14 protein-coding genes are annotated in these 15434 nt (G+C 33.6%); 4 read left to right on the top strand and 10 right to left on the bottom strand.

Annotation, left to right across the window (positions count from 1 at the left end):
- Positions 1 to 93: 93 nt before the first annotated feature.
- The 7 genes from AC4FRF_RS08510 to AC4FRF_RS08480 form a co-directional block, all read right to left on the bottom strand.
- Complete coding sequence (locus AC4FRF_RS08510; protein WP_491159063.1) at positions 94 to 699, bottom strand: hypothetical protein; 606 nt, start codon at positions 697 to 699, stop codon at positions 94 to 96.
- A 269-nt stretch (positions 700 to 968) separates the two neighbouring features.
- Positions 969 to 1880, bottom strand: coding sequence for an AEC family transporter (locus AC4FRF_RS08505; protein ID WP_491159062.1), 912 nt, complete (start codon positions 1878 to 1880; stop codon positions 969 to 971).
- 164 nt (positions 1881 to 2044) lie between these two features.
- The gene (locus AC4FRF_RS08500; protein WP_491159061.1) at positions 2045 to 2275 is read right to left on the bottom strand and encodes a DUF8828 family protein; all 231 of its coding nucleotides are present in this window, start codon (positions 2273 to 2275) and stop codon (positions 2045 to 2047) included.
- Positions 2276 to 2336: 61 nt separating this feature from the next.
- Entirely contained in the window at positions 2337 to 3245 is a 909-nt protein-coding gene (locus AC4FRF_RS08495) for a prohibitin family protein (protein ID WP_491159060.1), read from the bottom strand.
- A 40-nt stretch (positions 3246 to 3285) separates the two neighbouring features.
- A complete protein-coding gene (locus AC4FRF_RS08490) occupies positions 3286 to 4668 on the bottom strand; it encodes an MATE family efflux transporter (RefSeq protein WP_491159059.1) in 1383 nt (460 codons plus the stop codon).
- Between the two features lie 218 nt (positions 4669 to 4886).
- Complete coding sequence (locus tag AC4FRF_RS08485) at positions 4887 to 6647, bottom strand: cytochrome-c peroxidase (RefSeq protein WP_491159058.1); 1761 nt, start codon at positions 6645 to 6647, stop codon at positions 4887 to 4889.
- 84 nt (positions 6648 to 6731) lie between these two features.
- The gene (locus AC4FRF_RS08480; protein ID WP_491159057.1) at positions 6732 to 8168 is read right to left on the bottom strand and encodes a PhoX family protein; all 1437 of its coding nucleotides are present in this window, start codon (positions 8166 to 8168) and stop codon (positions 6732 to 6734) included.
- Positions 8169 to 8525: 357 nt separating this feature from the next.
- Between AC4FRF_RS08480 and AC4FRF_RS08475 the strand changes: the two genes are divergently transcribed.
- Positions 8526 to 9068, top strand: coding sequence for a hypothetical protein (locus tag AC4FRF_RS08475; RefSeq protein WP_491159056.1), 543 nt, complete (start codon positions 8526 to 8528; stop codon positions 9066 to 9068).
- Positions 9069 to 9149: 81 nt separating this feature from the next.
- Here AC4FRF_RS08475 and AC4FRF_RS08470 read toward each other — a convergent pair whose 3' ends face one another.
- Positions 9150 to 10031 (bottom strand): PPK2 family polyphosphate kinase, encoded by an 882-nt coding sequence (locus AC4FRF_RS08470; RefSeq protein WP_491159055.1) that lies wholly within the window; start codon positions 10029 to 10031, stop codon positions 9150 to 9152.
- Positions 10032 to 10257: 226 nt separating this feature from the next.
- Between AC4FRF_RS08470 and AC4FRF_RS08465 the strand changes: the two genes are divergently transcribed.
- Genes AC4FRF_RS08465 through AC4FRF_RS08455 form a run of 3 tightly spaced genes read left to right on the top strand, consistent with a single transcriptional unit; the run spans position 10258 to position 12419 of the window.
- Positions 10258 to 11094 carry a DUF6929 family protein gene (locus AC4FRF_RS08465; protein ID WP_491159054.1) on the top strand — a complete coding sequence of 279 codons (837 nt, stop codon included), beginning with the start codon at positions 10258 to 10260 and terminating at the stop codon, positions 11092 to 11094.
- A gap of 1 nt (position 11095) precedes the next feature.
- Positions 11096 to 11674 (top strand): LURP-one-related family protein, encoded by a 579-nt coding sequence (locus tag AC4FRF_RS08460; RefSeq protein WP_491159053.1) that lies wholly within the window; start codon positions 11096 to 11098, stop codon positions 11672 to 11674.
- Positions 11675 to 11702: 28 nt separating this feature from the next.
- On the top strand, positions 11703 to 12419 hold the full coding sequence (locus tag AC4FRF_RS08455) for a 3-ketoacyl-ACP reductase (RefSeq protein WP_491159052.1): 717 nt from the start codon (positions 11703 to 11705) through the stop codon (positions 12417 to 12419).
- A 74-nt stretch (positions 12420 to 12493) separates the two neighbouring features.
- On the opposite strand, the gene AC4FRF_RS08450 is transcribed toward AC4FRF_RS08455, so the two are convergent.
- Positions 12494 to 13015, bottom strand: coding sequence for a hypothetical protein (locus AC4FRF_RS08450; protein WP_491159051.1), 522 nt, complete (start codon positions 13013 to 13015; stop codon positions 12494 to 12496).
- Positions 13016 to 13184: 169 nt separating this feature from the next.
- Positions 13185 to 15434, bottom strand: a 2250-nt coding sequence (locus tag AC4FRF_RS08445; protein WP_491159050.1) for a T9SS type A sorting domain-containing protein, incomplete at its 5' end; no start/stop codon positions are given.

Below are 15434 nucleotides of genomic sequence, written 5' to 3'. Positions count from 1 at the left end.
TTTAGATTGTTCTTGATTGTAGTCATAGATAAATAACCACATCTCCTTTTTAACAAATTTAAAACATAGAACTATAAAATACTTAAAAAAACTCTATTCTCTTTTAACTCCCATTATTTCCCCACTCATATACATTTTCTTTACTTTATCTTTTGAAATTGAATAAATTTTATCAGAATAATTTTCTACTTTATTTATTTTAAACAAATGAATAACACTATTAGATTCATAATTATTTGGTGCAAAGAAAATACTGTCGGCAGAAACAGCTACTATTTTTAGTGTTGAGTATTTTCCTGTTTTTATTACATATTCATACACATCACCTTTCATTGGAGAAGCATATAGCTCTAATTTCTTTTTTTCATACGATTCAGTCCCTAGTTTACTAACTGCAATTATAATTAAGATAAGAATTACACCTGAAAACTGCCAAATAGGACCTTTAGATTTATCTTTTAGATTTTGAAATTCAAATTTTACACCTTCAGGCATTTCTTTAAGTTTCATTACTTTTTTACAATAATTACATTCTGAAATTCCACTTTTCCATAAAGGAAATAAAGGAATCCAAAAAACATGAAAATGCTTTCGAAATATATTAATAGATAATTCTCCTTTTGTGTTACAATTTGGACAAATTCCATTTGAAGATTTAGCAGTTTTTAGATGCACTGCTTTAGTCCCATATATTATCATATTTCTATTTTTAAATTTTACATATCTAATAACTAAGCATTATTTCAACAAATACAAGATCTAATCAATTGCTGTTTTATTCTGCTCAACATTCCTCAAATATATAGATAATTCACTACAAAAAATAAAAATATTTTAGAACTAAAAACAATCTCCATAGCCCTGATAGTAGTGGAAATCCTTGTTTTTCATGGTTTCGGAAAACAAGATTGAAACGGATAGCAGGAGTAAAAGTAGTTTGGGAAAGCAATTGTTCTGCTCCTAAAATTTTAAATATACTCTAAAACTAAGTACCAAAAAGCCAGCGTAACAAATGAAATAGGAATTCCGAAACCTATCATCATACTACTTAATCGGGGTTTTAACCCATGAGAAGTGGCCAGAATACTCGCCATAATCATAGGCGCCATGGCAGCCTCTATCAATGCTACCTGAATCATTAAGGAATTTTGCTTTAAAATAACTACGTACAGTAAAAATAGTATGGCCGGAGTTATGATTAATTTATACGTTAAGCCAATCCAAAGGAATTTCCAATGTTGGCTTCGACTATCAAAATGCAACTGTAAACCAACTGAAATCATTGCTAATGGAGTAAGCAAACTTCCTAATTTCTGGAAAGCCAATTGAAAATAATCATGAAAATCCAGATCCAAAACATTAGCAAAAACAGCCACTAAAAAGCATATAAAAGGCGGAAACAACAGGACTTTTTGGGCAATTTTAGCACCGCTAGTCGCTTCTTTAGAATACAATGTAGCCACTACAACAGCAAGAGTTGAAAGCACTACAAAAGTCCCAGGTTGGTCAACTAAAATAGCCATTTTTAATCCTTCAGAACCATATAATGCATTCACTATGGGATACCCTAAAAAGGAAGTGTTTCCAAGACCAGCTGTAATAATCAAACAACCTACTAATTTCTTAGACCAGCCGTATTTTTTTCCTAAAAAACGGAATAAAAAGAACGCTAAAGCAAATCCAATCCAAGTGACACCTATAAGGTACAGCAACTCATTATCCCAACGAACTTTAGGAATATAATACAATGCTAAGGCCGGAAGACAAAAGTAAACAACGAACTTGTTTATCAGTTTATAACTATCTGAAGGAAACCATTTGACGTGTTGCAAGGCAACACCTAGGAGTAAATAGACAAAAATTAGAATAATATTGATCATAATGCCGCAAAGATAACCACTAATGTAATAGCATCATAACTGGTTTAAAATTATCAAAAAAAATCGCAAAACTGCTTTTTTTAAAACAATAGAAAAGCGGCACAAAAAGACAACTCCTCTTTTTGCAACCGCTTTGTTATTTGTAGCAAGCTAAAAACAAAACCTTAATCTTGCTCGTAGCGTTCCATTTCTCTATCGTAAAAAGCATTGGCTTGTTCTATCAAACCTTCCATCTCGGTATTTAATTCTCCTTCGTCTAAATCTTCAGGTTCTTCAAGAAATTCAACCTCATCATCTTTTAAGTTGATGATAAATCTAGGATAATCTAAGTGAATGATAAAAATATCATCCGGAAAATCGGTATTGTCGCCGAGCACAAATTTTGGTAATTCCATTTTTTAATTATTTAACCGCAAAGTTCGCAAAGTTTTTTGCAAAGTTTGCCACATTTATTTATTATTTATCAGACAAAATAATTGGAGCACTGCCTTTACTATTCATAAAAATGATTTTAGTATTTGGCGATGCCGCCAAATCTTTTTGAGTCTTAATCGATTCGTATTGCAATTGTTTATCCGATAACCCAGTGGAAATAATGCGTTGATAATCGGCAATACCTTGTGCTTCTACTCTTTTTCGCTCAGCTTCCTGTTTTTCTTTTAACAAAACAAACTGCATTTTTTGTGCATCCTGTTCGGCATTAATTTTACTTTCAATAGTTGCTTTTACAGAAGCTGGCAAATTGATGTTTCGAATTAATAATTGTTCCAAAATTAATCCTCTTGATTTAAAATCGGCTTCAATATTTTCAAAAATTCTATCTTGAAATTCGTTTCTTTTAGTCGAATACAAAGCTACTGCATCATAATAAACGGCATTGTCACGAATACGAGTTCTTGTTACCGGTCGTACGATTTTATCCGTATAATCAACACCAATTTGTTTAAAAATCTTAGGCGCATCTACTGGTGACACACGGTATAAAACCGTTAAATCAATTACCACTTCCAGCCCATCATTAGACAAAACTCGAATAGCATCATCTCCTTCTTGTGCTCCCTCATTATGCTCGGCAGACATGGTGTAATTTTGAGTTTGGATATCAAATTCAGTCACATCCAATAATGGATTAATAATATGCAAACCACTTTCTAAAATATCAGGTTCTACATTTCCATATAAAGACTTTACTCCTACTTTTCCAGCATTGATTTGTTGAAACATAGAAGAAGAAATTCCGATAAGGAGTGATAAAAAACCAACAATTTTAAAAAGAGAAGCGAATTTAGTCAGCGGACTTGGATTATTTTTTACGGAAATACTAAGTATAAATAATACAATTCCAAGAAAAATAAATACAACCATAGGATTGATTTTTTATAATACTCTATTACAGAATAATTGATTACAAATTGGTTTTTTGAAGAAGTAACTTTTTAGTTAGTCCAACAAAGCGAATATACAAAAATAAAGCTGCTGTTGTTAATCCTGCCAAAAGACCAATCCAAATACCTACCGCTTTCAAATCTGTATACAACCCTAAATAAATAGAAACAGGGAAACCCACAATCCAATAGGCTACAAAAGTAATATACATGGGAACCTTAGCATCCTGCAAACCACGTAAAGCACCTAAAACCACTACCTGAATTCCATCTGATATTTGAAAAACAGCAGCTACTAAAAGCAATTGAGCCGCTATAGAAACCACTTCTGTATTAGCAGCCAAATCTTTTATATTACTCATATCTACAAATAAAGCAGGCATTATATTATGAAATAAAATAAAGAACAAAGCAAAGAAAATCTCTAACAAGACTGCTAACAGAAAAATAGAATAAGCCACGATTTTCATTTTTTTATAATCGCCTAATCCTTTTTGATTGCCTACTCTAATAGTAGCCGCAACACTAAGTCCCATGGCAAACATAAAAGTAAAAGAAGCCAAACTCAAAGCAATTTGGTTAGCGGCTTGGTTAGCAACACCAATAACTCCTGAGAGCCAAACCGCAGCAGTAAACAATCCGACTTCAAAAAACATTTGCATAGAAGAAGGCCCACCTAGTCGGATGATTTTGAGGTTCATTTCCCTCTTTATTTTTTTAACCGAAAAACCTTCAAAAAAAGGATGAAACTTTGCCTTTCTATTCATCTTGTAATGCATATATCCTAACATTACAAAACGAGAAACAATAGTACCAATAGCAGCTCCTACGATGCCAAGTTCTGGAAAAATCCAAATCCCATAAATGAAGAGGTAATTCAATATTACGTTGATCACATTTCCTAAAATAGTTGCCCACATGGAGTATTTGGTTTCACTCATCCCATCGGCAAATTGTTTGTAACCTTGAAACATGATAAGTGGCACTAAAGAAAATGCTACGATATCTAAATATGGTTTAGACAATTCAACCACATGTTCAGGTTGTCCCATAAAAACGATAAGCTGCTTGGCAAAAAACACCAAAACAAACAGAAAAAAACCTAAAAAAGCACATAAATACAATCCATGATGAAAGACGCTTCTTCCTTTTTCAAGATTTTGTTCACCATCAGCTTCAGCTGCTAAAGGTGTAATAGCCGTAGAAAAGCCAATTCCTAAAGACATGGCAACAAACACAAAACTATTAGCCAAAGAAACTGCCGCTAATTCCGTAGGCCCTAATTTACCCACCATTATGTTATCTACAATTCCCACAATTGTATGCCCTAACATTCCCAAAATAATAGGATAGGCCAATCGTAGATTATAAGAAAACTCTTTGGTATAAGTTGCTAAAGTCACTTTGTTTTTTTTAAGGCGACAAAGGTAAGCAGAAGCAAATCGATATCAAGGATTGTCTCCATAATATTTTCAATAAGAAAGAGCCTCATACCCAAAATAAAAACAGCCACAAATTCACCAATTTTATTTCCATCATTATGTTCTTGAAATATTGATTTTTTACATTTAAAATCAAATTCTAAAAATCATTCGTGAATTTGTGACGGTAAACTACTGACTTATTTTAAATATTTTTTATCGGTCAAGGTTTTCATAAAATCAACCAATTGTTTTTTCTCTAAATCCGTTAGATTCAATTTATCTTCTGGCAAAGTTTGATTTTCTAATAAAAAACCCAAACCTTTTCCTCCGCCTTCGTTGTAAAAATCAACTACTTCTTCTAAAGTTTTAAAAACACCGTTGTGCATATAAGGAGCTGTCAAAGTACTATTTCTAATCGTAGGTGTTTTAAACGAATGTTGGTGAATCATCGCTTGGGTCAAATTGTACTTACCTAAATCTTTATCTAATTTTCCATAGGCATCAGGCACCCCTAAAACTTCACTTTCTGATTTCATAAAATTTGGAGGCACTGTTCCATTGGTTAACGGAATAAAATGACAAGTAGCACATTTGGCTTTACCCGCAAAAAGATTAAAACCTGCTTTTTCATCGGCTGTAAAAACAACCTCAGCACGCATATAAGCATCGAATTTAGAATCGAATTTACTCAATGTTCTGATGTATGAAGCTAATGCATTCTTGATTTCAAATGCTGTGATTCCTTTTTGAGGAAAAGCAGTCTCAAACTTTTCCATGTATTTTGGATTCTTTTTTAATTTCTCTGCTGCCACTTCTAAGGAACCGTGCATTTCATCTTGGTTAGTAATCACAGCAACGGCTTGATCTTCGAGATAATTGACTCTAGAATCCGAAAAAAACACCCGTTGGAATGCAATATTAGAAAGTGTAGGTGTATTTCTTTTTACAAATGATTTCCCGTCAAAGGAAACTGCTTTTTCCATTCCATCAGTAAATGCCTTATCCGCATGGTGACAAGAAGCACAAGAACGACTATTATCGCCCGAAAGAATGGGATCGTTAAACAATAATTTTCCTAATTCGGCTTTTTCTTTAGTGGTTTTATAATCTGGAAATCCCGAAAAAGCTTCTTCATCAAAAACATCTTTATCAAACAGTGTTTGCGCATTGGTTTTCAAACCTCGCATTTCATTAAAAAATGGAATTTTCAAATCTTGCTGTTGCTGGTATAGTTTTCGACTTAATGGATTGGCATAATTTTGAATAAAAACCGCTCGGTCAAAATTATTAAAATCAGGATTTGATTTTAAGTAACTAATCCCTTGATTGATAATTTTCAAAGTAGCATCCGAATCATTAGTTGCATACAATTGATAATATTTTTGAATTCCTTCTAATGAACCTATGGTTTCTGGAATGGATTTTTGTGCAACAGGCGAATCAAAACCGGTAATTCCCATTGTAATAATTCTAAAAACTTCCAATCGCAAAGCATCAAAAACATGAGCATCTGTCCATTCATTTGATGCAGCAATTCGGTTCAAACGCTTTAAATTAGCCGAAAGAATGCCTATTTCTTTTAGTAGTTCGGCTTTTGATTCCTTGTCATATTTAGGAAACAAAAATTCTTCCACAACCTGAAACCCTTGCGGATCTAATATCAGTCCATCATTTTCCTCATATTCAGGAATTGCGGGTCCATTGATAGCCTTAGAAACTTCTGGAAAATAATATTCGCTAAAAACTTCTACTTTTTTATAATTGAAATGAGCTGCTAAAAATTGTTTTTGAAGTTTTTCCTGACTGGCATTGGACTGAATCAAAGCTTCTAAATCAGTTACCGATTGGATTAAAGTTTGAATATCAGTTTGAAATAATTGTTTTACTTGCGCTGTTTTAGGTTCTTTTTGACAAGAAACTATAAATATTAGCAACAAAAAAAAGAAACATTTTTTCATAATTAAAGAAACGGAATGAGAAAACAAAAGCCACGATTTCAAAATTTGAAATCGTGGACTTTTATAAGTATTTTAAAATTTTAACTATCTAGCTAAACCTTTGATTAATACAATTTGACTAGCTTGCTTTTCATTTGGACGACCTGTACCTCCATCAACACCTTTGTATTTATCAGCTGTCCAAGTGTGTGGCTGAACGCTTAATAAGAAAGTATCATCAATTCCTAATTGCTCAGAAACATCAATTAAAGCACCATATTCCCAATCTCCAAAACCAGAAGTTCCTCCTACATTGTATTTAGCAGCATCTGTTTCCGTACGACGGTGGTCTAATTCAACCACAACTTTCATTGTTTTCTTAGCAATATCGTATTGGTAAATATATCCATCATGCGTTTCGTCTCCATAACCATTAGCATCTTCTTGAACGTAAACATAATTTTTAGTTACACAAATATTATCTGGATTCTGGAAAGTTTTAGCAATTCCGTTACGATCATCTCCATCCAATAAAACACTTAAAGTTCCTGATAATGGATTGTTTTCGTCCAAATTCAATTGGTAAACTCTACCGTATTTTGTTCTAGAAGCATCCGCATTTGCACCAGAAGTATTTTGACCTGTTACATTGAAGTACACTTCTCTATCTGCTTTTTTTCCACCTTTTCTATAATCCAAATCCTCTACTCTACCAAATTTAATTGCTTTCAAAGTATTTACCGAAGCATTAATTTGAGCACCAGTCATAGTCGTATGGTTTTCTATTTTTACGAATGAAACTGGGTAATTCTCCCCAACAACCATATCCTTTTCTCTTTGATTGTCATTGGTTCTTTTCATCATATACAAAGAACCATTTGTCAAATCACCTACTGTATTAGAAACATACATAAATACTTGTCCACCGTAAGTTCCTGAATCATCATCACCAATAACCACAACCGTTTTTCCTGCAAAAGCAGAAGCTGGTAATGGCAATGCATTTTCAGCACTTAAACGTCCAAATCCTGGTAACTCTTTTGAAACATTTGCTGTAGCAGCATCTCCATAAGGATTTACACCATGTGTACGAGACTCTTCTCCAGACTCACCACAAGTTAAATACAAAGGACCAAAACCGTTAATTGCTGGTGTTGCCATAGTAGCTCCACACAATCTCCAAGTTCCTCCATTAGAATTTAATAAATATTCTCCTTTTACTGGTTTGAAGGTTTTGTCTAAGGTAATTCTTGATACAGAGAAATTATCTTCGTTATTTACTAAAAAGGTATAAGTACCGTCGGTGTTTTTTAATAATCCGCTTCCATCAGCTGAACCTCCAAAAACATAGTTTGGACTCTCTGGCAATACATCATCAGAAGTTAATAAAGAGAATAACTCTAATTTTTCGAAACCTGCTTTTTTCTTCAATAATACAGGAGTTACAGATTGATCAGCTAAAATTACGTCTGATTCGTTTTTATCATTTTCACACGAAACAAAAGCCGCACCTAAAAGCAATCCTAAAATAATTTTTTTCATCTTGATAGTTTTATTTAAATTTTTCGAAGCAAAGAAAGTTCAGGATTTTTAAAACAACATGAATTAAACATTACCAAAACTTAAAGAATAGCTTTACTTTTTTAATAAAAATTCACAAAAAGAAAACAATGTATTGCCTAAACATTTCCCATAGATTATGCTATAAAAAAACAAAATCAACTGATGCATACTGTAGACTATTGAAAGTCAATATTTACTGTTTTTTTAACACATAAAAAAAGTGCTTATCACAACATTTAAACACTAGTCTCGTTTATTAGCTCGAGAACAATACTTTTTAAGATGCGTTCTAGGATAAATGACAATTAAAATTAATAATTAAAAAAACCTCAAATCATGAAAACAACAAAAAAAATCGCAGCTATCTTGCTCCTGGCACTGACTCTATTTTCTTTTAATGGCTTAAAAGCTCAAGAAACGGCAAAATACGACCAAGGTTTCCGACTAGGATTTGGAGTAAATGCAGGTTATGCCACTGAAAATCCATACAAACTTACTTTAGGTGCCGATGCAAGATTGCAATATGATTTAACTAAAAGGTATTCGATAACCTTAACTACAGGTTACACCAACTTATTTGTAAGTGAAAGTGATGGAAAAGACTTAGGATTTATCCCAGCTAAAGCTGGTTTAAAAGCCTTTGTATGGAATGACCAATTTTATTTAACGGGTGAAGCAGGTGCAGCATTTGCTGTAACTAACAATTACAACAAAACTTCTTTATTGTTAGCCCCAGGAATTGGATATGCAACGAAATACATTGATATTTCAGCCCGTTACGAACACTATTCTGATTTCCCAACTATTAATTCTGATGGAACTCCAGGCCAAGGATTTGGTCAAGTAGCCCTTAGATTAGCTTACGGTTTCAAATTATAATATTCAAGCCCTATTTCCTAAAAAGCGGATTCATTAAAAAAATGAATCCGCTTTTTTTTTATAATTTTTTATACCAAAATGCTACTTCTCTTTAGACAATTGCTCTTTGTACATCGCAAAATTAGCTTTTACTTTTTCGTCTAAATCAGGTACTTTTATATCATTTCGTTTTTGCATTTCTTCCCAAATAATTTTAGCTACAATATAGCGCGCCATTTCCTTATCATCAGCAGGAACAATATACCAAGGCGCATTTTCAGTAGCGGTTTTATTGATAGCTTCTTCATAATATTGCATATAAGTATCCCAATATTCCCGCTCTCTCAAATCTCCAGGCGAAAACTTCCAGTGATGTTCCATATTCTCCAATCGGCGTAGCAAACGTTTACGTTGCTCTTCTTTACTTAAATGAAAATAAAATTTAAGGACAACAGTTCCGTTTTGGGTAATGTGCTTTTCAAAATTACGAATTTGTTCCATTCTGTTTTCCCAAAACTCAGGTCTAATATCTTCTACTTTTTCGATTCCAGGCAAATTTTCGTTTAAAATATATTCGGGATGTACGCGGGTTACCAAAACATTCTCATAATGAGTCCTATTGAAAATAGCAAATTTTCCTTTTTCTGGCAAAGCCAAATAATGCCTCCACAAATAATCGTGTTCCAGCTCCGAAGAATTTGGTGTTTTAAAACTATGCACCACCACGCCACGCGGATTAAATTCCTTAAAAACCTCCCGAATTAAACTATCCTTTCCAGAAGTGTCCATACCTTGCAAACAAATAAGCACTCCATATCTATTGTGGGCATACATCACATCCTGTAACGCACTCAACTTTTCCTGTACTTTATCCAGTTTTTCTTCCTTAGCATCATCACTAGCATCGTTATTTAAATTTGTCGGAATTTCAGACAGCCTGATAGGGTTTGTTACTTTAAAATCATCTGGATTAATCGATTTCATAAGAAATATTTTAACATTATACTCTCAAATATAAGGAATAAATACTATAATTTTAGCCTTTTAAATACTAATATTTGGAGCCATTCCCAGCTATCTGCCCTATCTTTGTTCACTTAAATAAAGTAAACAAAAGGTACCGATACAAACGAAGTTCACTGAACTCCTTTGTAAATAAATGCTAGGTGATGTAATCTGGGTTATAAAATTTGTTTTCAAAATAAAATATATGGAAAAATTCACACTCGAAATTTTATGTCACATCATCGGAATCGGTTCTGCCTCAGGACTTCTCTTCAAAGACAATGCATTGTACATTGTTAGCGATAACAGCGGTTACTTATACGAGTACCACATGGATTCTAAAGATTTAAAACGTCATGAATTAGTACCCAATCCTACTGAAAACACTCCTAAAAAAGAAAAAGCTGATTTTGAATCCTTGACCGCATTCCAAGATACTATTTATGTTTTTGGTTCCGGTTCTTCCCCTAAAAGGAATAGTATGATTACTTTTGATGAAAATCAAAAAAAGAAAATTGTCAGCAACAATCTGGCTAATTTATACGCGGTGATGCAAAATTTTGCTTCCATAAAACCCGAAGATTTTAACCTAGAAGGAAGTATTTACGATGGTGAAAATTGGTATTTCTTTAATCGTGGCAATGGTCCTGAAAATAGAAATACACTTTTTAGTGTTCATGCTAAAAAACTAGACCAAGAATTCAGTTTGATGTCTAATGACTACAAACTGCCCAAAATAAAAGGAGTACGTACTAGTTTTACCGATGGCGTATTAGTAGACAACAAACTTTACTTTTTGGCTACAGCCGAAAATACTCAATCCACCTATGCCGATGGAAGCATATTAGGAAGTATTATTGGACGCATCGATTTAGAAACCATGAAAATAGATTTTACTAAAAAAATTAGTACTACCAATAAATTTGAAGGACTAAGTGTTTACAAAAAAGACAACTCTAAAATTGAATTCCTACTTTGCGAAGACAGTGATTCAGAAGCGCTTCAAAGTACGATATACAAACTAACATTAAATAAAAAATAGGATGCTAAATAAAAATCTATTTCTAGTTAAAGAACATCTTGGTATTTTTAAGGCTGCCAACAATTACGATATTTTTGACCCTGAAACTAACGAGCATATTTTAAATTGTAGAGAACATAATCTTGGCTTTTTCACCAAACTATTTCGCTTTTCTAAATACAAAAGAAACACACCTTTCAACATAGAAATAGCAACTATAACTGGCGAAAAAATAGTTACTATGAAACGTGGTACCACTTTTTTTCGTTCGGATGTACAGGTTTTTAACGAAAAAGAACAACTTATAGGACTCTTCAAACAAAAATTTTGGTCTATAGGCGGTAAATTTGAAGTGACTGATGAACATGGAAAACCAGTTTGCCTACTACAAGGAAAATGGACGGGATGGGATTTCAAACTAACACAAAACCAAAAAGAATTGGCACAGGTAACCAAAAAATGGAACGGACTGGGAAAAGAACTTTTTACAACAGCCGATAATTATATTTTACAAATTCATGATACCGTTCCTCAAAATCATAAAAACCGAAAATTAATCCTTGCTGCTGTGTTGTGCATAGACATGGTTTTAAAAGAATAAAAACAACAATACCCTAAAAACAAATACAATGAACGATTTAAAAAACAAAACCGCTCTGATTACGGGAGCTGGAAAAGGAATAGGAAAAGCCATTGCATTGGCATTAGCTAAAGAAGGCGTAAATGTTATTTTAGTTGCCAGAACCCAAGAAGAAATTGATAACGTAGCTGCCAAAGCACGCGCATTAAGAGTAAAAGCTTTAGCATTAACTGCTGATGTAGCCGATATGAATTCTGTAAACGCCGCTGTAGAAAAAGCCTTAGCCGAATTTAAAACCATTGACATTCTTATCAATAATGCAGGTATAGCAGCTTTTGGAAAATTCTTAGACTTAGAGCCTAGCGAATGGGAACGTATTATTCAAGTAAACTTAATGGGAATTTACTATGTAACTCGTGCCGTAATTCCTAACATGATAGAAAAACAATCAGGTGATATTATCAATATTTCTTCTACTGCAGGATTGGCTGGAAATGCACTAACAAGTGCCTATAGCGCCTCTAAATTTGCGGTTCTTGGGCTAACGGATTCTTTGATGCAAGAAATGCGCAAACACAACATTCGCGTTACAGCATTAACACCAAGTACTGTAGCAACTGATATGGCTAAAGATTTAAACTTAACCGATGGAAATCCAGACAAGGTAATGCAAGCGGAAGATATGGCCGAATTAATTATTGCTCAGTTAAAGCTCAACCGACGCGTATTTATTAAAAACAGCAGCATTTGGTCTACAAATCCATAATAATTTTAATCCTCCCTAAAAAAAAACCAGTCTTAAACAGACTGGTTTTTTATAATCTTAAAAGATTTCAAACTTTATAGTTTTACTTTTTGAACCTGATTGTCAGATATTTTCAATGTGTTCATTACTTCTGAATAATTGCTTGTATCCATTAAAGCAGCTAAATCAGAAGGAATAAGAACTATTCTAAAAGTTTGATTATCGATATATTCTCGTCTATTAAGCAAATTAAAATTAGCTTTAGCAGTAATAAAAAAATCTACCTTACTGAAATCGAAAAAATAATCAACTAAATCTCCATTATTAAAATAAATGGTTCTTGGAATTAATTGCCAAACAGGAGTATTGGAATTAATCGTAGATGTTAATCGATAAATTAAAACTGTTTCATCATCACGTAAATTATCATTAATTTCAAACTGAAAAGTACTTCTCAAATTATATTCATTATCCGCAACTCTTCCTAAATTAACATTCTTTATTTCAAAAGCATAAGGTATTGTATCATTATCTTCTTGAAAATTATCATCTGATGTTGTACAACTAGAAACAGCTAAAAAGCTTACAAAGGCAAAAAGTGTTATTATTTTTTTCATGATATAAATTTTTAAAAGGTTATGGTCTTTTAATCCTTTAACCATTAATTGTGCCAAAAATTATTTCCCAACTAACTTTTCTATTCTTCCTTAAAAAAATAAAACTATTAGCCATAAAAAAAGCACCCGCATAATAACGGGTGCTTACTTACAAAATATGTTTAAAAAATTAATTATTAGACGAGGACATTACTTTCCTTGTACTAGAACCTTTATCAGTGGTTAATTTGACAATATAAACCTGCTCTTGTTCATCACTAAAATTCAGATTTAAAGTCACTATTTTACCTAAATAACTATTGGTATCATATTGTGTAAAAACCACCTGACCTTGAGAATTGAATACTTCAATTTTAACATTAGAAACATAATCAAAATCATATTTGATATTTAATTCGTTTTTAAAGGGAACTGGACTCGCGGTAAAACCAGCTAAATCAAATTCGGAAGTTAAAGAAAAAGTACTAATCAAAGTAACTGGACACTCTAATGGTTCAATACCATAACCAACAAATAATCTACATTCATCAAAAGCATTGTTAATTAAATCAACAGCACTTGCTATTTGAGAAAGTGACAATCCATTAGTAGATCCTCCACCTAAAGCTTGATTTGCCAAAGCATACAATCCTTGAACAGTAGGATTACCTCCTAAAGCAGTAACAATATTACTTGGAATAGTGTAATATTTATATTCGTTATTCACTGTTCCATCAGGGTTACAAGAACGTACTTTAGGAATATCCGAACCACAACCTCCTTCTGGAGTAGCAATAGCAAAAGTGCCTTCTTTTAATTCAAAATTACCAAGTTGACCATTGATACCTATATTAAGACCTAAAGCAATAGTTTGAGCCAATAAAGTATTATTAATATTACCTTTTTTCAATAAAGATTGTGGTAAATTACTAATTGAGAACAAGCCATTATTAGGTTGGCTTGGAAGTACACTACTTCCTCCTCCACCTGGCATTACAGAAATAAGTGCATCTATGTCAGTATCATTATTCATAATTGAGACATGACGTACTCCTTGTATACCAACATACATTGTTCCTCCATACGAAGCTAAAGCTTTTGCAATTAAACCTTTAGTAGTATATGAATTTCCATCAACACATGATGTACCACCTATGTTTCCATAATATCCTTGAGTATAAGTACACAATGCTGCAGAACAAATTTGTACGGTTACCATATTCACATCAGTTGCGGTACATCCATTAGCTGGATTAGTAACCGTTAATATATAGGTACCAGCAGCATTAACTGTTGGAGTAGCTGTATTAGCACCAGAAACAATATTTCCGCCATTGCTGGCAACCCATGCAAAAGTTACTCCTTGAGTGCTTGATGAACCAAACAACATTACTGAAGAAGTACCACACAATATTAAACCATCAGAACCTGCATTTGCATTAGGTGGGGTATTGTTTAATGTTACTAAAGCCACGTCGGTTGCAGTACATCCATTGGCTGGATTGGTTACGGTCAAAGTATACGTACCTGCCATATCAACTGTTGGTGTTGCAGTATTAGCTCCTGAAACGATATGTCCACCATTGCTGGCAACCCATGCAAAAGTTGCTCCTTGGGTACTTGAAGAACCACTCAAAGCAATTGATGTTACAGTACAAGTTAATTCTTTATCAGCTCCTGCATTTGCATTTGGAGGGGTATTGTTTAATGTTACTAAAGCCACATCGGTTGCGGTACATCCATTGGCTGGATTGGTTACGGTCAAAGTATAGGTACCTGCCATATCAACTGTTGGTGTTGCAGTGTTAGCACCTGAAACAATATGTCCACCATTGCTGGCAACCCATGCAAAAGTTGCTCCTTGAGTACTTGATGAACCACTCAAAGCGATTGATGTTATAGTACAAGTCAATACTTTATCTGCTCCTGCATTTGCATTTGGAGGGGTATTATTTAAAGTAACTAAAGCCACATCGGTTGCGGTACATCCATTGGCTGGATTGGTTACGGTCAAAGTATACGTACCTGCCATATCAACTGTTGGTGTTGCGGTATTAGCACCTGAAACAATATGTCCACCATTGCTGGCAACCCATGCGAAAGTTGCTCCTTGAGTACTGGATGAACCACTTAAAGCGATTGATGTTATAGTACAAGTCAACACTTTATCAGCTCCTGCATTTGCATTAGGTGGGGTATTGTTTAATGTTACTAAAGCCACGTCGGTTGCAGTACATCCATTGGCTGGATTGGTTACGGTCAAAGTATACGTACCTGCCATATCAACTGTTGGTGTTGCAGTATTAGCTCCTGAAACGATATGTCCACCATTGCTGGCAACCCATGCAAAAGTTGCTCCTTGGGTACTTGATGAACCGCTCAAAGCAATTGATGTTACAGTACATGTTAATTCTTTGTCTGCTCCTGCATTTGCATTTGG

This window comes from Flavobacterium sp. ST-158, assembly GCF_058309975.1.
The sequence above is the reverse complement of the archived record's forward strand: the minus strand, read 5'-3'. Positions and strand labels throughout refer to the sequence as shown.